Genomic DNA, 17,227 nt, shown 5'->3' with positions numbered 1-17,227 from the left:
TAGTTACTTATGGTCGTTTGAAATATGCTCTCTGTGAGGAGATGCCTGAAACATCGTGTTCAGGCATTCCCCAGAATGAAATCCGCAGCCCGCTCACCAATCATGACCGTCGCCGCGTTGGTGTTGGACCCAAGCAACGAGGGCATGACCGAACTGTCACAGATGCGAAGCCCTTCCAGGCCATGCACATGCAGTCGTGGGTCGACCACTGCCATTTCGTCCCGTCCCATCTTGCAGGTGCAGGTCGGATGGTAGGACGTGCGCCCCTGCTGACGGGCATAGTCCTCATAAGCCTTGATCGTGCGGCCACCACCTTCTGGCAGGCAAACCTTGCTGATGTATTTCTGGAGCGAATGACTTCCGAACATTTCGTAGCTCAGGCGAACGCCTTCTGCCGTTGTCCGCAAATCATCTGGATGCCCAAGAAAATTCGGGTCCACAACCGGTGCTTCCCGCGGATCGGAAGAGCGTAACGTGACAGATCCGCGTGCTTTTGGGCGGAGCGTATAGCTGTTGAGCGTGATGCCGGACGTTCCTTTCGGCACAGAGGCCACACCCGCTTCCGCACCAGCTCCCGCCAGGAAGTGGAACTGAAGATCAGGGCAACTTGCAGCCGGATCGCCGTACCAGAAAGCTCCGCCTTCCACGACGTTGGACGTCACAGGGCCACTATTAAACAGCGAGTACTGCAGCCCAGCCCACATCATCCACTTGAACTGGTTGTATTTGTCAAAACTGTCATGACCTTTCAGTTCAGCGACGATATCGACACCGAAGTGATCTTGCAGGTTCTGACCCACGCCCGGCAGATCATGAACGACCGGAATCCCGTGTTCTTTCAGATGTGCAGCCGGGCCAACACCAGACAACATCATCAGCTTTGGCGTTCCGATTGCACCGGACGTAACCAGCACTTCCTGATCCGCCCGCGCAATACGAACCTGCTTGTCGGCCACATACTGCACGCCAACAGCCCGCTTGCCTTCAAAGATAATCTTTAGGACCATCGCGCCCGTAATGACCGTCAGGTTCTTCCGCTTCATAGCCGGGCGCAGATAGCCAACGGCTGTAGAGCAGCGACGGTTATTGCGAACCGTAAGCTGGTAAATACCAGCACCCTGCTGAACTGAACCGTTAAAGTCCGGGTTATAAGGAATCCCGATTTCCTGACAGCTTTGCACGAAGGCGCGGCTGACGGGGTTCGGGCAATCCAAGTTCGACACGCCGAGTGGACCATCCGTTCCGTGCCATGATCCGGCAAGAATGGAATTTCCTTCAGAGCGAATGAAGTACTTCTGGATATTTTTGAATCCCCAGCCGTCCGCACCTTCCTCTTCCCACCGATCGAAATCGGAGGGATGGCCGCGCGTGAAGACCTCGGCATTGATGGAGGACCCACCACCCAGAACACGCGCCTGCACATACGGAATCTGGCGGTTATTGGCATGTTTCTGCGGCGTGGTGACAAGCCCCCATGTCAGGGGACCTGTCGTCATTTTCGCAAAACCAACCGGCATGTGAATGAGTGGATTGGTATCACGTTTGCCTGCTTCGATCAGGCAGACGCGCACCGCCGGGTTTCGGGAGAGACGGGCGGCAAGAACACATCCTGCCGAACCGCCGCCAACGATAACGTAATCGAAACCAGTCATATCAGGAGATCCAGTGCGTCCGTTTACCGAGATCGACGTGAACGGATTTGATCTGGGTGTATTCTTCCACCCCGTACATGCCCGCTTCACGGCCCCAACCGGACTGCTTGAAACCCCCCAGCGGCATCTCGGGGCCGCCAGCCATGATCGTATTGACCCAGAAACGCCCAGCCTGAACCTTGCGCGTCACCTTGAGGGCTTTGCTTATGTCCTTCGTCCAGACAGACGCCGCCAGACCATAAACCGTGTCATTGGCCAGAGAGATTGCTTCCTCAAGTGTGCTGAACCGGAAGACCGACAGCACCGGACCAAAGATCTCGTCCGTCGCAATGGACATATCCGGCTTTACGTTCGTGAAGAGCGTCGGCGCGATGTACTGCCCACGGCCCAGATCGACCTTGTTACCGCCACAAAGAACACGCGCGCCTTCGGCCTTACCCTTCTCGATGTAATCAAGAATGGTCTTGTTCTGCGCATCCGTCGTAATGGCGCCAATCTGCGTTTCCGGGTCGAACGGGTCGCCCACGCGGATCTTTTCCATCTTGGCAACCACAAGCTTCTCAAACTTGTCGGCCACGGATTCTTCAACGATCAGACGGCTGGACGAGACGCAGCACTGCCCGGTGTTGAAGCTGATCCCGAAGGCCACCGCATCGGCAGCATCTTCCAGATCACTGTCCGCAAAGACAACGATCGGGTTCTTGCCCCCAAGCTCCAGACCAAGCTTCTTGAGGTTGCTGTCTGCCGACGCATGAATGCAGGACCGGCCAACCCCCGTGGAGCCGGTGAAGGACAGCATGTCTACATCTGGATGCTGCGTTAGGGCCTGCCCAACGCTTTTGCCCGTGCCGGTTACGACGTTATAGACGCCCTTTGGCAGGCCTGCTTCCGTCAGAATATCGGCGAGCATCAGCGTCGTTGCACTCGTCACTTCCGCTGGCTTCACGACGACGGTGCAACCGGACGCCAGAATGAACGGCACACGCTCACACAGAATCATGAACGGGAAGTTCCAGGGCGTGATGAGGCCAACGACCCCCACCGGCTCGCGCAGAACCATTCCGAACAGGCTTTCGCCCAGATTGTTGAAGCTGTCGCCGTGCAGAAGGCGCGCGGCACCGGCAGCCATCTCGAAACAGGAAATACAGTTGTCGATCTCGGCCTTTGCCTGAGAAATCGGCTTGCCGTTCTCCAACACTTCCCAGAAGGCGATATCATCGCGACGCTGCTTGAGAAGCTCAGCCGTTTTCAACAGAATCGCACTGCGTTCCGAGCTTGCCAGACCAGCCCATGTTCCGTTTTCAAATGCACGCCGCGCGGCAGCTACCGCATCATTCAGATCATCTTCCGTGCAGCGAGCAATCCGCGTGACAACAACATCATGACTGGGAGACTTGCGCTCGAACATCTCACGTCCGTGGCGCCACTCACCATCGATGAAAAACCCAAAGTCACGAGCAACTCCGGATGGAGCCAGTTTCTGTGCCATCTTGTTCATGGACGGCTTCTCCCTGTCTTTCTGGCGGCTGTGCAGACACATCGCCGTTTCTGTTTCCTGCGTGAAGAGTGGGTCGACACTTGAATCTTTATCGCTAAAGATTTTGACCAGACCCCATTCACACCAACGGCTTCAAAAGGGGCATTCTATTGACTGATGACATTCCGGAACGCCTCTTCAAAAGAAAGCAGCGCAGCTTGGAATGTTCCCTCAATCTTACCCTTAGAAACTTCTCCTTCTCGTTTCCTCGACGGAAAATGCCCTTTTGCACCGATTGGTTACTTTGGTAGCGCAAAACAGAAAATCTCATAAATCACGTTATAGTGATATTAAAATCTCTTTTTAATGTGATGTTTTATGTGATGTTTTGACGATTGGTCATTTCTCGCCATAAAGCGGGAAAACTTCCGGTCCGTTCCAGAAAAAGCGAGACACCCCGTTGAGTGCACAGCCCTCCGACCCACAACCCTCCCGCCCTCGTATCCGGGATGCCGAAGCAACCAAGGGCCGTATTCTTGATGCCGCTAAAAAAGAATTTGCACGCAACGGCCTTGAAGGCGCGCGTGTCGATGCGATTGCACTGGAGGCCAATGCCAACAAACGCATGATTTATCATTACTTTGAAAGCAAGGAGAAGCTCTTCCAGACAGTTCTGGAAAACGCCTATTTCGATATTCGAGAATCCGAAAAAAAGCTGGAACTGGACAGTCTGGATCCACGAGAAGCGCTTGAAAGACTCGTCCACTTTACCTGGAATTATTACATCCAGAATCCAGAATTCATCTCATTGGTAAACAGTGAAAATCTGGCTCAGGCCCGTCATCTCAAGACATCCGAACCCGTCAAGATCGTCAGTCGTCGTTTTGTGGGACTCGTCGATACCATTCTCAAACGCGGCGTCACTGAAGGGATTTTTCGCTCCGGAATTGACCCGGTACAGCTTAACATCACCATTGCAGCGGTGAGCTACTACTACTTCACCAACCAATATACCGGTTCTATTATTTTTGAACGCGATCTGATGTCCGAATCTGCACAGGCAGAGCGCATCCGCTTCAATATCGACACGATCCTACGCATCGTCTGCCTGTGATAAACGATCAAGGGTCATATTGCTTGGCCCAAATCACTCTAAGGGCAAGATAATTTATATTGGGAGATTTAGCTGGTGCTGCTGGCGAGGATTGAACTCGCGACCTCTCCCTTACCAAGGGAGTGCTCTACCACTGAGCTACAGCAGCATTCCGTTGCCTTGCCGCGCTTCGTATCCTCTCAGCGCGCCCAGTGCAACCCCCTTAATCGTCGCGATGCACCTTTTCCATACGTTCATGACGTTCTTGGGCGTCGATGGAAAGCGTTGCAATCGGGCGGGCTTCCAGGCGCTTGAGGCCAATTGGCTCGCCTGTTTCTTCACAGAACCCGTAGCTCCCGTCTTCAACACGCTGAAGGGCCATATTGATCTTGGAAATCAGCTTGCGGGCGCGGTCACGCGTTCGCAGCTCAAAAGCACGATCCGTCTCAACACTGGCACGGTCGGTAATATCGGATTCATGAATACCACCTTCTGAAAGGCTGGCGAGCGTTCCGTCAGCTTCCTTCAACAGGTCAGCACGCCAGCGCAGAAGCTTCTGCCTGAAGTACTCCACCTGAAGGGGGTTCATGAACTCTTCTTCGTCGGAAGGGGTATAATCCGGCGGCAGCGTAATCATGCGCATCCAATCCCTGCTAGTCCGCCAACGTCCGATCGAGAACCGCAGGCGATAACGCGCGGCTTATAGCCACCGCAAGCCGTTTCGCCAACCCCGAAGATCCTTTTCAGCTTTCGCACCAAGCGCAGAATTCTGCGCTCATGTTAGGGGTTTCTTTACGATCCCGCGCCATTCTGAGGGCCGAAGGCTGTTTGAGGCAGCTCTACCCGTCAGGATTTCACTGAACTTTCATGCCTTTTCTCTCCCTTCTTCTCTCCTGTACCCGGCGATTGACTGCGCTTTTGTGTGCCTTTGCTTTGCTTATGCCCAGCATGACGCTAGCGGCCACCGTTCGTATCAAGGACATCACGGACATGGAGGGCGTACGAACCAACCAGCTTATCGGCTACGGGCTGGTCGTCGGCCTCAACGGCACCGGAGACAGGCTTACAAATTCAATTTTCACACGAGAAACCTTGATTTCAATGCTCAACCGTCTGGGCGTGAACATCAGGGATCAGGAAACCCAACTTCAGACTCACGATGTCGCGGCGGTCATGGTCACTGCCGACCTTCCAGCTTTTGCTCATGGCGGAAACCGGATTGATGTCACAGTATCCGCAGCAGGCGACTCCTCGTCTCTGACGGGCGGCACCCTTCTTGTCACGCCTCTCATGGCAGCAGATGGAGAAGTGTACGCTGTTGCTCAAGGTAGTCTGGCAACCAATGCGTTCAGTGCCCGTGGAGCCGCAGCATCCATCACACGCAATGTGCCGACCAGTGGTCACATTGCCAATGGTGCGGTCGTGGAACGCGAAGTCCCTTTCGATCTGAGTCATCGGCAGAATCTGCATCTCAGTTTACGCAATCCTGATCTGACAACAGCAAGCAGAATAGCTGCCGTTATCAATCGTACATTAGGGCCAATTGCTGTTGTCCAGGATCCGCGCACCGTCCTGCTGGATCTCAGCACACATGACCCCGTTTCGACCCTTTCGCGTATCGGAGACCTTTTGGTAACGCCAGACAATCCAGCGAAAGTCATTGTGGATGAGGCGAGCGGGACCATCATCATGGGCGCAGACGTGCGCATCAGTACGGTCGCCGTGGCACAGGGAAACCTGACCGTTCAGATCACGGAAACCCCTCAGGTTTCACAACCTGGACCATTTTCCAATGGGCAGACTGCCGTGGTGCCTCGAACGAACGTGAAGGTCGACACTGGCAAGAACAATCATCTGGCCGTCATGCAGGGCGGAGCGACACTCCGAGAACTGGTCTCAGGGCTAAACGCCTTGGGAGTAGGACCACGTGACATGATCAGTATTCTGCAGGCTATCAAGGCTGATGGCGCCCTGCAGGCAGAACTGGAGATGCGTTGATGACCGTTTCATCTATCCCAACGTCCACACAGGGTTACGCCTTGCACAACACCGCCCCTGACACTGCAAAGACCATGAAAGCGGCTCAGGACTTCGAATCCATGACCATTAATCAAATGCTTCAACCCATGTTCCAGACAGATGATGACAGTCAGAACATGTTCAGCGGTGGAGCGGGTGAAAAGCAGTTTCGGCCCATGATGGTGGAACAGATCGCCAAACAGATGGAAAACAATGGCGGCATCGGCCTGACGGATGCCATCAATCGTCAGATGCTGGCTATGCAGGAACAGAAATGAGCATGCTTATCATTTCGGCCATGGAAAAACTCGTCTCCATTCTGGAAGCGGAGAATGCCTGCCTGTCCCAAGGCCGTATTCCTGAAGCCCTACTCCTGACATCGGACAAACAAAGTGCTGCCTCGGCTTTGGGAGACGCTATTGAAGCCGCCTCCTCTCAGGATATGTGCGTGTTTGCCGAAACGGCCATTTTTCCCGAACATCGCACGCTTCTGGAAACAATGTTGAACCTGAGCAAACAGAACGGGGATCTGCTTCAGCGCGCCATCAAAACGCAGAAGCGTCTGATCGAGCTGCTCACCGACCCTCTCCCTTCGGAATCTCCACAGGGCTACGGCAGCATGGGAAGTTATGCCGACAACCCCTCGAAACGTCAGTCACTTTTCGTCAGCCGCGCCTAACGCGCAAAAGTCAGTTTTCTGCAAGCACCTGGCGACTGACCTTAACTTTTGCGACACGGCGGCGCTCCATATCCATGACTTCGAACAACCATCCTTCGAAAGCTACCTTGTCCCCCTTGGCCGGAACACGTCTCAGCAAGGCCAGAATCACACCGCCAAGCGTGTGATAACTGCCCCCTCCTGGAAGCTCAGGCAGGTCTAGGCGAGACCGTAACTCATCTGCTGGCATGAACCCGTCAAACACATATTCATCGCTTCCTTCAGCAGCCTGAAGTTCCGAAGAACCACCTTCCGCCTTTTCTTCGCCGACGATTGCCTCGAACACGTCTGACGGCGTAACGATCCCTTCAAACGAGCCATATTCATCCAGCACGAACGTAATGCCGAGGTTCACACCACGCATGCGCTCGATCATATCCTGTGCGCTCAGACTGTCCGGAATAACCGGTGGTTCACGCAACGCGGCTTCAATGGACACAGACATCCCCAGAAGCAGGCGGTCCATGATGTCCTTGGCAAGGATAACGCCAACAGGATGATCGACATCCCCTTCGCACACCACGATCCGGGCATAGGAAGACTGTCTGAGCTTACGCACCAGGGTTTCCTGATCCGCATGACGATCAACCCAGAACAGCTCATTACGCGGCGTCATGATGGCGCGAACAGGACGATCAGCCAAACGGAGCAGACGCTCGATCATGGCCTGCTCATCTGTTTCCAGAACGCCTGCACGGGCGCCTTCTGCCAGTACGGCGCGTAGTTCTTCTTCCGTCACAGCCGCACGGGTCAATGGACCGACGCGCAAAAGACGCAGAACAAGCGAAGACGTCCCACTCAGCAACCAGACAACGGGCTGAGCCACACGAGCGACCACGACAAGCAGCCAGGACAGACGGGACGCGATCAGCTCAGGTTGCTGAAGAGCAATCTGCTTGGGCACGAGTTCGCCAAAGACCAGCATGGCAAAAGTAATGGTCGCGACGACCAACACGATCGAGAGTTCACCCGCAAAAGGATGAAGCGTCGGGACGGTTGCAATCCAATCCCGGATATTGGCTTCGATCTGGCTGCCGCCGAATGTTCCTTCCAGAATGGAGACCAGCGTCATGCCGATCTGGACCGTTGGAAGGAAAGCGTGCGGATCATCCGCAAGTCTTAACGCTGCCGGGGCTCCGCGTACGCCCTGCTTTGCAAGAACTTCCAGCCTTGGACGTTTGGCTGAAATAAGGGCCAGCTCTCCCATGGCAAAAACAGCATTCAGGAGAATGAGCAGGCAAATAACAAAAATGGGGGTCAACATGATCCGGCCAGAGTAATGAGACCGTGATGATAGTCAGGACTGATGCCGGACACCATGATATTCATGCGACTAATGAACGGGACACAAAAAAACCGGCCCCTGAAGGCCGGTTTCTGTGTCTGTCCTGATCAGAAAAAACTGATTTAGTCAGCGGCATCCGCAGCCGCTGGAACAGAATTAGCCGCTGCACGACCGTTGACGCGTACACGAGGCCCACGGGCAGGCTTTCCACCCGTCGAGATCTTTTCCATCTGCTGCGCTACCTGAGCCTCATAGCCGTATTCGGCTGGACGCTGATTGGCGAGCGAGATTTCCGGGACCATCGGCTTTTCGGTTTCAGGTCCGAACAGGGCGACCTTGGCGATGTGCCAGGGACGACGGACGGCATCCATGACGGCTGTGGATTCGTAGCCGGAGTGAACCATGCAGTCAGCGCATTTCTCATATGCACCAGTGCCATACTTATCCCACTCGGTATCGTCCATCAGCTCCTTGAAGGTCTTGGCATAGCCTTCACCCAACAGATAGCACGGACGCTGCCAGCCAAACACGGTGCGGAGTGGTTTGCCCCATGGCGTGCAGTGGTAGTTCTCGTTGCCAGCCAGGAAGTTCAGGAACAGTGGCGACTGCGTAAAGCGCCACTTCTTGCCCTTACCCAGACGGAAAACGTCACGGAAAAGCTGCTTTGTCTTCTGACGGTTGAGGAAGTGTGCCTGGTCCGGAGCGCGCTCGTAAGCATATCCCGGAGCGGTCATGATGCCGTCAACGCCAAGCGCCATGACTTCATCAAAGAATGCAGCCAGACGCTCAGGAACAGCGCCATCGAACACTGTGCAGTTGATGGAGACGCGGAAGCCACGAGCCTTGGCGGCCCGGATTGCTGCCGTTGCCTTCTCAAACACGCCATCCTGACAGACGGACGAGTCATGCATCAGCTTGTCGCCGTCCAGATGCACGTCCCAGGAGAAGAAGTGGGAAGGCTCGTAATCGTCGAGCTTCTTCTCAAGGAGAAGACCATTTGTGCAGAGATAGACGTACTTCTTGCGCGCAATCAGACCCTTGATGATCTGCGGCATTTCCTTGTGCAGAAGGGGTTCGCCACCTGCAACGGCAATGACTGGTGCACCTGCTTCCGTATCGGCATCCAGGCATTCCTGAAGGCTCATACGCTGGTTCAGGATCTGTGCTGGGTAGTCGATCTTACCACAACCCGCGCATGCGAGGTTGCAGCGGAACAGCGGTTCGAGCATCAGGACCAGCGGATATCGCTTGCGGCCCGTGAGGTGCTGCTTGACAACGTACCGCCCGACTCGGACAGCCTGCATCAAAGGAACGGCCATTATAATCCTCTGGTTTTGGCTTCCGGGAAAATGCGCCATGACAGCACGCCGGAGGCCTTACACATCTGAATGAGGCCCGGAAGGCCCTGGCAATGTCGGTCTGGGGTAACCGGCACCGGAAGGGCGCGTCGGACTCTTGATTGACTGGCTATAGCCTCATTGTCATGTGGGCCTCAATGTCGTTGGTTGCAATTCTATGTAGTGATGTGGCCATTCGATCACAGAACGATTTATGCATCTGGCGGTTGTTACCGTGCAGCAGGAGCATGACCTCTTGCACAAAACGTCTCAGAGGACGAAAGCATGACCATGAATTCCCGATTTGCTCAGACAGCGACTCTGTCCCTTCTCACGGCCTGCCTTCTGGCAGTTCCCCCTGTGACAGCAGCACACGCTCAGACTGCCGCGGCAGAAGCCCCGAATACGGCTTCCGCCATTGCTCCAATCCAGGGTCTTTATGACGCGCTGAAATCCGCCCAGACGACGGGAAAGACGGCTCAGCAGCGTGCGACAATGATTGCACCGGCCATTGATCGGGCCTTTGATCTCGAAGCTATCCTGCGTCGTTCGGTGGGTATCCGATACAACAATCTGAGCCCGGATGACCGCACACACCTGCTGGGTTCCTTCCGTCAGTTCACAATCGCGCGATATGCATCGTCTTTCAAACCGGGCAGCAATGCGGTTTTCGTGATCAAGCCGCAAACCCGCTCCAACCCGACAGGTGGCCAGATTGTAGATACAACGATTGGTGCCAGCGCAGACAATGGCACACCCATTGATTACATTATGACAAGCGGTGCCTCCGGCTGGCGTGTCACAGATATCCTGCTTGATGCCCACATCAGTCAGGTTGCAGCCCAGCGCGCCGACTTCGGTGGCACCCTGTCAAAGGGGGGCGCCAAGGGACTCGCAGATATGCTCGATCAGAAAACAGCACAGTTCCTGCATGACTGATCCCCACCGGGCAGGACTGCTCTTCCCTATTGATACAAAGGGGAGATAAGAGACCGTCGTGCCTTCTCCTCTCTCCATTGCCGCCGGCTTTTGTGGTCTTGTTTCAATTGCTGGCAACATACAGGCCCTGACAGGCGCGATACTCCTTGCGCGTTTTCGTAATCGGGAACGTCAGGAAGACGAGGCCGTTCGCCTGTCTGACAGGCAGTGGCCATCCGTTACGGTTCTCAAGCCCTTACACGGTAATGAGCCCTTACTGAAAGACGCGCTGGAAAGCGTCTTTCAGCAGGATTATCCCGCTTTCCAGATCGTGTTCGGTGTTCATGATCCATCGGATACAGCTCTTGCCGTCGTTGAAAACCTGCGTCAGGTCTACCCTCAGATCCCTGTCAGCATCGTCATCAATGCTGCGGAACACGGTCCAAACCGGAAAATCAGCAATCTCATCAATATGTATGCTGAGGCACAGCATGATGTTCTGGTCATTTCAGACTCTGACATTCATTGTGCTCCGACCTATCTGAAGCATGTTGTCGAGAGTCTCGAGAAGCCAGAAACAGGTCTGGTGACAACCCTTTATGCAGGACGCACGGCAGCTGGAACACTGGTTCAGCAACTCGGGGCCTGCCAGATCAACCATAATTTCCTGCCCGGCGTGATGATGTCACGCCTGCTGGGTCGTCAGGACTGTCTCGGCGCTACCATGGCTCTGACACGCCAGACCCTGACCGAAATTGGCGGACTTGAAGCACTGGTTGATCACGTGGCAGACGATGCCGAGCTTGGTCTGCTTGTCCGTCAAAGGGGCGAGACTATCGCCATTGCTCCGTCTCTCACCCATACGACTGTTGGCGAGCACACCCTGAGCGAACTGCTCTCTCACGAGCTACGCTGGGGTAGAACCGTCAAGAATGTCGAACCTGTCGGCTATGGCCTGTCCTCGATTCAGCTTCCGCTGTTCTGGGCCGTCACAGCCGTTCTCTTTCGTCCTAACACATGGTGGACCTGGCTGCTGCTAGGGCTGACATGGGTCATTCGCGCCCTTGGAAGCCGAATTATTGACCGTGCGACGGAGTGTCCTCTCCCCGCTGCAATTCCCTTTCTTGCTGTTCGTGACTGGCTTTCCGCAGCCATCATGGTTGGCAGCGCGAGAGGGTCACGCGTTGCATGGCGCGGCAGAACGGTCCATATCGCCCGGAGAAAACGTAAATCTTCGGCGCGCGCCGCAGCGTTTCAGTCTGGCGCCACCACCCACAGGAGTGTCCGATCATGATGAGAACCCTTTTTCTCCAGCCTCCTTCCTTCGACGGCTTCGATGGTGGTGCTGGCTCCCGTTATCAGGCCAAGCGTGAAATCAAATCTTTCTGGTTTCCAACATGGCTGGCCCAGCCTGCTGCTCTGGTGCCCGGCTCCCGCCTGATTGACGCTCCTCCGGCAAAGATGGGCATGGACCCGATTCTTGAGGACGTGAAGAACCGCGACCTCGTGATCATGCACACGTCCACGCCGTCTTTCGCATCCGACGTCCGCGTGGCGCAGATGATCAAGGACGCCAACCCGAAGATCATGATCGGCATGGTCGGCGCCAAGGTTGCCGTTCAGCCGGAAGAAAGCATGAAGCAGGGTGGGCCGATCGACTTCGTCGCCCGCAACGAATTTGATTTCACGATCAAGGAAATCGCTGAAGGCAAGCCACTTGCAGAAGTGGACGGCATCACCTGGCGCAACGCCGAGGGTGAGATCATCGCGAACAAAGACCGCGCGATGATCGAGGACATGGACAGCCTCCCGTTCGTGACGGAAGTCTACAAGCGTGACCTGAACATCAACGACTACTTCATCGGCTACCTGAAGCACCCGTACATTTCCATCTACACGGGTCGTGGCTGCAAATCCCGCTGCACGTTCTGCCTGTGGCCGCAGACGGTTGGGGGCCATCGCTACCGCACGCGCAGCCCGGAACATGTTGCTGCCGAGATCCGTCTCGCCAAGCAGTACTTCCCGGAAGTGCAGGAATTCATGTTCGATGATGATACCTTCACCGACGACCTGCCCCGCGCAGAAGCCATTGCCCGCGAGATGGGTAAGCTGGGCGTCACTTGGTCCTGCAATGCCAAGGCGAACGTTCCTTACGAGACCTTGAAGGTCATGAAGGAAAACGGCCTGCGCCTGCTTCTCGTAGGCTATGAGAGTGGCAACCAGCAGATCCTTCACAACATCAAGAAGGGCATGCGCGTCGAAGTCGCCAAGGAGTTCACGAAGAACTGCCACAAACTGGGTATCAAAATCCACGGCACGTTCATCGTTGGTCTACCGGGCGAGACGAAGGAAACCATTCAGGAAACGATTGCCTTCGCCAAGGAAATCAACCCACACACGCTGCAGGTTTCCCTGGCTGCTCCGTATCCCGGCACAGCACTGCACAAGCAGGCAACCGAGAATGGCTGGCTGAACGTTGATGCCGCGGAGCTGATCGACGAGAACGGCGTGCAGATCGCCCCCCTGCATTACCCGCACCTGTCGCACACGGAAATCTTTGAAAGCGTCGAGGAGTTCTACCGGAAGTTCTATTTCCGCGGTTCCAAGATCGCTTCCATCCTGAACGAGATGATCCGCAGCCCGCAGATGATGAAGCGCCGTCTGCGCGAGGGTGTGGAATTCTTCCAGTTCCTCAAGGACCGTCACGCAGCCTGAGACCGTCCCTGACGGCCTCGTTTTCTCGAAAGGGGCATGGCTTGACGGCCATGCCCCTTTTTTCATGACTTTTGCCCCCCTGTTCCGGAACGTCATCATGACCCGTCGCGCCATTGTTTCCGCCGATGATTTCGGCATGAGCCTGGAAGTCAACGAAGCCATCGAGGCCGCACATCGCAAAGGTGTTCTTTCGACGGCGAGCCTGATGGTGGCCGGAGATGCCGCGGCTGACGCGATCCGTAGGGCAAAGTCCATGCCCGATTTGCGGGTAGGGCTGCATGTTGTCGCGATCGAAGGGAAATCCGTACTCGACCTTCCGGCCATTACGGACGAGCAGGGCTGGTTTGGCCGCGATCAGCTTCGACTGGGCGTCGAATATTTCTTCAGTCCCCATGCCCGAAGCGCCATCCGCCGTGAAATCGAAGCGCAGTACCGCGTCTTTGCCCTGACAGGCCTTCCGCTGGATCATGCGAACGCCCACAAGCATATGCATCTACACCCCATTGTAGGACGCTTCCTGATCGAGTCAGGCCTCAGTCACGGCCTCAAAGCCGTTCGCTCCCCTTTTGAGCCGCCTGAGCCAGTGGGTGCCAAAGACAGCTTCAGTGATCGTGCCCTGCGTCGGTGGATCGGCGTGCTTCGTCATCAGATCCGCAAGGCGGGTCTCAAGACAAATGACTGGTGCTTCGGGCTACGCTGGTCTGGCCATATGACGCCGGACCGCATCCGCTCCCTGATCCCGAAATTGCCGGACGGTGTCAGTGAAATCTATTTTCACCCGGCCACGGCCCAGAACGCCATGATGCACCGCTTCATGCCCACCTACGATCAGGAAGGAGAACTGGCAGCCCTTCTTGATTCCGGGGTTCGGGATGCTTTCACCCGGGAGAGCGTCCGCCAGATCGGCTGGTCGGACCTTTAAGACATCGGGCTGAGACCTTTTTTGCTGTTTACCCGCCATGTTGCGATATCATTATGATACTGGAGAAATAAACTTCTGAATGGGCGGGAGATTTTGACGCGTGACATCAAACATGAACGGGCGACAGCTTTTCAGGCACCTTCTGGTTCTTGCAGGCCTGATAGCATCGCCCGCCTGGGCTGACCCTACCTCCGTTCTCAGCGTCAAAGATGGGGAGACCGTTCACAAGTTCAGCGTCGAAGAGCTTCTGCACCGCCCGGAAACCCGGAGACTCGATCTTTCCCACATCAAACAGCCTCTCGGCCCAGCCGTCCCCGCAATACCACTTTCCGCTCTGATTCATCAGGAGGATGCGCTGGCTTTTCAGGCCACGGACCTTTTTACGGCGGAGATTCCCCGCAGCGTCTTTGAGCAGGCCCGCAAGCATCACGTCACGGCGTGGATCGCTATCGAGGATAAGGAATGGCCAAAGCGCCACCCGCACGGACACGATCTAGGACCTTTTGCGCTGGTCTGGACGGGAGAAGACGTCGGCATCATCAAGCAGGAACAATGGGTCGATCAACTCGCGGCCATTTCCCCCTCATCCAGCAATGAACTGCCTGTCGGAACCAGTTCTGCCGCGGCACAGGGACAGGTTGTCTTCGCGGAAAACTGCCTTCCCTGCCATCAGTTGATGGGCGTCGGCGAAGGCACGATGGGGCCGGACCTTGGCCGCCCGATCCCTGTTACGGAATATATTACACCCAAGGGACTGCGAGCCATTGTCCGCAACCCGAAACAGGTTCGGAAATGGCCGAGCGAACATATGGAAGCCTTCCCGGAGAGCGCAATTTCGGAAACCGAGCTCGACGCTCTCTGGGCCTATCTTCAGGAAGTTGGCCAGTCTGGTTTAGCCCAGAAACATCTCTGAGACCTCTGCGAGAGGGTGATCCGGGAAACACGCCCCCGGATCATGTATTGCATCAGGCGCGAAGAGAAAAATCTTCCTGAGGGCGCGCGCCAAAACGCGTGATGATCGCGCCGGCCGCCTGATTGCCGAGCTTCGCACACGTCACAAGATCATGCTTCTTGCTCAGACCTGCGAGGAAACCCGCGGCAAACGCGTCACCAGCACCCGTCGTATCCACAACCTTGACCGGCGTCGTCGGAACATCGTGACGCTCGCCCTTGCTGATGACGACAGCACCCTTTTCACTCCGCGTGACGATAGCGAGCTGGGTTTCTGCGGTAACCTGACGAAGAGCGTCTTCAAAATCCGTCGTTTCGTACAGCGCCAGAAGCTCGGCTTCGTTGGCAAAGAGAATATCGACATGACCGGCGACGAGACCACGGAAAGCCGCATGATGACGACCGACACAGAACGTGTCTGACAGAGTCAGAGCAACCTGACGCCCAGCCTTTCGTGCCAGCGTAGCGGCATGTTCGAAAGCAGCCTGCGCGTGCGGCTTGTCGTACAGATAGCCTTCCATGTAGGTGATGGCGGCATCCGCAACCGTGTCTTCATGCACGTCTGCCGGTGTAAATTCCGTGCACGCTCCGAGATAGGTGAACATGGTGCGCTGCCCGTCGGGCGTTACGAGAACAATGCACCGCGCTGTCGGAATCTCTTCAGACGCAGCCAGCGGCTGGGACGGAAAAGTCAGGCCCTGATCGCGGATATCCTGCGCAAAATGCGTTCCGGCCTGGTCTTCAGCAACCTTGCCAAGATAGGACACTTTTGCGCCCATGCGTGCCGCAACCACAGCCGTGTTGGCGCCGGAACCACCACCGGCCACACGCTCGACAGCAATCCGGTTTTCAATGGCCTGCGCCGTTGCCGCGTCAATCAGGGTCATGCTGCCGGGAGTGGCGCCGAGATCGGCAATAACCGTCGGATCAACGGAAGCAAGAACATCGACAATGGCGTTACCGATGCAAAGAAGGTCGTGCGTGGGGGCGGACATCAAGGCTCCAGAGTTCACAAAAAGGCAGAAAATCGTTCAGGACGCCATCTGCGCCATGAAATCAACACGATCATAGGGGCCCTCTTAGGGCACGCCAACACCCCGGATGACCCCCTCTGCTGTTGAGTGCATGTCAGATTATGACATTTAGCTGAAAGCGCGGGTTGTCCGTCCGGGGCGTGACCGTGTAAGCCTTGTCAGAGGCCGCTCCTGATCGCGTCTGCATTCGCAGGGCTGCCAGAGGGCGACCGAGACAGAGTCATTGTTTTTTCCAGATCCGTAGCGGGGTTTCCTTGTTCAGAAGACGCAAACCGGAAGAAGACGCAAAGCCTGCCGAGACCAGTCAGCTCGCCGGACAGCCCATCTTTCCCAGCCGGCCGGATGCTTCCAGCCAGACCACTCCTGCGTCCGGATCCGGAACCGCCAGCCCCCAGCCCACTCAGCAGAAGGACCCCGCCTCCATGGGTCGTACCCCTTTCCCGGCACCGCCATCCCCGAACAATCTGCCGGGCGCAACGCCGGCCGCAGCACCTCGTCCGGGTGCAGCAGGTGTACCGGGCGCTCCGCGCCAGACGGGCCCAGAGCGTCGCACGCTGGTCGTTGGCCGCGGCATCAGCGTTCAGGGTTCGGTTCAGGATGCCGAGCGTCTGGTCGTTGAAGGGACTGTCGAGTCCAGCATGATCCAGGCGGCTGAAGTCGTTGTTGCACAGGGCGGCGTTTTCCGCGGCGCAATTGAAGTTGAAGATGCGGAAGTGGCTGGCACGATTGACGGCACCCTGACCGTCAATGGCAGCCTCACAATCCGTGGCAGCGGCCGTCTGATTGGTAAGGCAAAGTGCCGTCGCCTGCAGGTTGAAGACGGTGGCCAGATCACAGGCCAGCTCGAAATGATTACGGATGGCGCCGCACCGCGTCTCCCGATCGCGGAGCCTGCAAAGACGACCCCGGAAGTGGCAGAAGAAAAGGCTGAAGGCTAATCCTTCTCCGCTTTTATCTGACGGTTCTGAAAAGCCCGTTCCTCATTACGAGGGGCGGGCTTTTTTATGTGCATGACACGCGAGCCAATAAAAACCAGATACAGAATTTTCTGAAAAATAATAAAATTGTTTTTAATAAATATATCTTCATTAAAAAATACACAGAAT

General features: G+C 56.0%; 16 protein-coding genes and 1 tRNA gene. 10 read left to right on the top strand and 7 right to left on the bottom strand.

The window, feature by feature from the left end; translation table 11 throughout:
* Positions 1 to 59: 59 nt before the first annotated feature.
* Both HKD32_RS00460 and HKD32_RS00455 read right to left on the bottom strand, forming a co-directional pair.
* Positions 60 to 1,652, bottom strand: a complete 1,593-nt coding sequence (locus HKD32_RS00460) for a GMC family oxidoreductase (protein ID WP_194257326.1) — start codon at positions 1,650 to 1,652, stop codon at positions 60 to 62.
* A 1-nt stretch (position 1,653) separates the two neighbouring features.
* A complete protein-coding gene (locus HKD32_RS00455; protein WP_194257325.1) occupies positions 1,654 to 3,150 on the bottom strand; it encodes an aldehyde dehydrogenase family protein in 1,497 nt (498 codons plus the stop codon).
* A gap of 439 nt (positions 3,151 to 3,589) precedes the next feature.
* Here HKD32_RS00455 and HKD32_RS00450 point away from each other — a divergent pair, with 439 nt between their 5' ends.
* Positions 3,590 to 4,243 (top strand): TetR/AcrR family transcriptional regulator, encoded by a 654-nt coding sequence (locus tag HKD32_RS00450; protein ID WP_061930227.1) that lies wholly within the window; start codon positions 3,590 to 3,592, stop codon positions 4,241 to 4,243.
* Between the two features lie 73 nt (positions 4,244 to 4,316).
* Here HKD32_RS00450 and HKD32_RS00445 read toward each other — a convergent pair.
* Positions 4,317 to 4,391: transfer RNA gene (locus HKD32_RS00445), tRNA-Thr, on the bottom strand.
* Positions 4,392 to 4,445: 54 nt separating this feature from the next.
* Complete coding sequence (gene dksA, locus HKD32_RS00440; RefSeq protein ID WP_026017597.1) at positions 4,446 to 4,859, bottom strand: RNA polymerase-binding protein DksA; 414 nt, start codon at positions 4,857 to 4,859, stop codon at positions 4,446 to 4,448.
* A gap of 230 nt (positions 4,860 to 5,089) precedes the next feature.
* Here dksA and HKD32_RS00435 point away from each other — a divergent pair, with 230 nt between their 5' ends.
* From HKD32_RS00435 to HKD32_RS00425, 3 genes are read left to right on the top strand one after another with little or no spacing between them, the layout of a single operon-like run.
* Positions 5,090 to 6,220: a flagellar basal body P-ring protein FlgI gene (locus HKD32_RS00435; RefSeq protein ID WP_010503801.1), complete on the top strand. Its 1,131-nt coding sequence runs from the start codon at positions 5,090 to 5,092 to the stop codon at positions 6,218 to 6,220.
* Entirely contained in the window at positions 6,220 to 6,519 is a 300-nt protein-coding gene (locus HKD32_RS00430) for a rod-binding protein (RefSeq protein ID WP_023944683.1), read from the top strand. Before HKD32_RS00435 ends, HKD32_RS00430 begins: the two co-directional genes overlap by 1 nt.
* Entirely contained in the window at positions 6,516 to 6,920 is a 405-nt protein-coding gene (locus HKD32_RS00425) for a flagellar protein FlgN (protein ID WP_194257324.1), read from the top strand. The genes HKD32_RS00430 and HKD32_RS00425 overlap by 4 nt, the downstream gene beginning before the upstream one ends.
* A 10-nt stretch (positions 6,921 to 6,930) precedes the next feature.
* Here HKD32_RS00425 and HKD32_RS00420 read toward each other — a convergent pair whose 3' ends face one another.
* Both HKD32_RS00420 and hpnH read right to left on the bottom strand, forming a co-directional pair.
* Complete coding sequence (locus tag HKD32_RS00420; RefSeq protein ID WP_023944681.1) at positions 6,931 to 8,223, bottom strand: hemolysin family protein; 1,293 nt, start codon at positions 8,221 to 8,223, stop codon at positions 6,931 to 6,933.
* A gap of 143 nt (positions 8,224 to 8,366) precedes the next feature.
* Positions 8,367 to 9,563 carry an adenosyl-hopene transferase HpnH gene (gene hpnH / locus HKD32_RS00415; protein ID WP_010503805.1) on the bottom strand — a complete coding sequence of 399 codons (1,197 nt, stop codon included), beginning with the start codon at positions 9,561 to 9,563 and terminating at the stop codon, positions 8,367 to 8,369.
* A gap of 303 nt (positions 9,564 to 9,866) precedes the next feature.
* Here hpnH and HKD32_RS00410 point away from each other — a divergent pair, with 303 nt between their 5' ends.
* The 5 genes from HKD32_RS00410 to HKD32_RS00390 all read left to right on the top strand — a co-directional run bounded on the left by HKD32_RS00410 (position 9,867) and on the right by HKD32_RS00390 (position 15,049).
* Complete coding sequence (locus HKD32_RS00410) at positions 9,867 to 10,520, top strand: ABC transporter substrate-binding protein (protein WP_194257323.1); 654 nt, start codon at positions 9,867 to 9,869, stop codon at positions 10,518 to 10,520.
* Between the two features lie 58 nt (positions 10,521 to 10,578).
* Positions 10,579 to 11,793 carry a bacteriohopanetetrol glucosamine biosynthesis glycosyltransferase HpnI gene (gene hpnI / locus HKD32_RS00405; protein WP_194257322.1) on the top strand — a complete coding sequence of 405 codons (1,215 nt, stop codon included), beginning with the start codon at positions 10,579 to 10,581 and terminating at the stop codon, positions 11,791 to 11,793.
* On the top strand, positions 11,790 to 13,214 hold the full coding sequence (gene hpnJ / locus HKD32_RS00400; RefSeq protein ID WP_048843446.1) for a hopanoid biosynthesis associated radical SAM protein HpnJ: 1,425 nt from the start codon (positions 11,790 to 11,792) through the stop codon (positions 13,212 to 13,214). Before hpnI ends, hpnJ begins: the two co-directional genes overlap by 4 nt.
* Before the next feature lie 97 nt (positions 13,215 to 13,311).
* Positions 13,312 to 14,136, top strand: a complete 825-nt coding sequence (gene hpnK, locus HKD32_RS00395; RefSeq protein WP_061930242.1) for a hopanoid biosynthesis-associated protein HpnK — start codon at positions 13,312 to 13,314, stop codon at positions 14,134 to 14,136.
* A 100-nt stretch (positions 14,137 to 14,236) separates the two neighbouring features.
* On the top strand, positions 14,237 to 15,049 hold the full coding sequence (locus HKD32_RS00390; protein ID WP_061930245.1) for a c-type cytochrome: 813 nt from the start codon (positions 14,237 to 14,239) through the stop codon (positions 15,047 to 15,049).
* 52 nt (positions 15,050 to 15,101) lie between these two features.
* On the opposite strand, the gene HKD32_RS00385 is transcribed toward HKD32_RS00390, so the two are convergent.
* Positions 15,102 to 16,082 (bottom strand): adenosine kinase, encoded by a 981-nt coding sequence (locus HKD32_RS00385; protein ID WP_061930248.1) that lies wholly within the window; start codon positions 16,080 to 16,082, stop codon positions 15,102 to 15,104.
* 293 nt (positions 16,083 to 16,375) lie between these two features.
* On the opposite strand from HKD32_RS00385, the gene HKD32_RS00380 reads away from it, so the two are divergent.
* Positions 16,376 to 17,059 carry a bactofilin family protein gene (locus HKD32_RS00380; RefSeq protein ID WP_023944674.1) on the top strand — a complete coding sequence of 228 codons (684 nt, stop codon included), beginning with the start codon at positions 16,376 to 16,378 and terminating at the stop codon, positions 17,057 to 17,059.
* Positions 17,060 to 17,227: the final 168 nt, after the last annotated feature.

The organism is Gluconobacter japonicus (assembly GCF_015244665.1).
GTDB lineage: Bacteria > Pseudomonadota > Alphaproteobacteria > Acetobacterales > Acetobacteraceae > Gluconobacter > Gluconobacter japonicus.
This window is presented reverse-complemented; position numbering and strand designations above follow the sequence as displayed.

Bases quoted from the DNA above. Each gene is read 5' to 3' on its own strand.
- hpnJ (WP_048843446.1), top strand. From the start codon at position 11,790: ATGATGAGAACCCTTTTTCTCCAGCCTCCTTCCTTCGACGGCTTCGAT.
- HKD32_RS00385 (WP_061930248.1), bottom strand. From the start codon at position 16,082: ATGTCCGCCCCCACGCACGACCTTCTTTGCATCGGTAACGCCATTGTC.
- hpnK (WP_061930242.1), top strand. From the start codon at position 13,312: ATGACCCGTCGCGCCATTGTTTCCGCCGATGATTTCGGCATGAGCCTG.
- HKD32_RS00425 (WP_194257324.1), top strand. From the start codon at position 6,516: ATGAGCATGCTTATCATTTCGGCCATGGAAAAACTCGTCTCCATTCTG.
- HKD32_RS00430 (WP_023944683.1), top strand. From the start codon at position 6,220: ATGACCGTTTCATCTATCCCAACGTCCACACAGGGTTACGCCTTGCAC.
- HKD32_RS00410 (WP_194257323.1), top strand. From the start codon at position 9,867: ATGACCATGAATTCCCGATTTGCTCAGACAGCGACTCTGTCCCTTCTC.
- hpnH (WP_010503805.1), bottom strand. From the start codon at position 9,563: ATGGCCGTTCCTTTGATGCAGGCTGTCCGAGTCGGGCGGTACGTTGTC.
- HKD32_RS00460 (WP_194257326.1), bottom strand. From the start codon at position 1,652: ATGACTGGTTTCGATTACGTTATCGTTGGCGGCGGTTCGGCAGGATGT.
- dksA (WP_026017597.1), bottom strand. From the start codon at position 4,859: ATGATTACGCTGCCGCCGGATTATACCCCTTCCGACGAAGAAGAGTTC.
- HKD32_RS00420 (WP_023944681.1), bottom strand. From the start codon at position 8,223: ATGTTGACCCCCATTTTTGTTATTTGCCTGCTCATTCTCCTGAATGCT.
- HKD32_RS00455 (WP_194257325.1), bottom strand. From the start codon at position 3,150: ATGAACAAGATGGCACAGAAACTGGCTCCATCCGGAGTTGCTCGTGAC.
- HKD32_RS00435 (WP_010503801.1), top strand. From the start codon at position 5,090: ATGCCTTTTCTCTCCCTTCTTCTCTCCTGTACCCGGCGATTGACTGCG.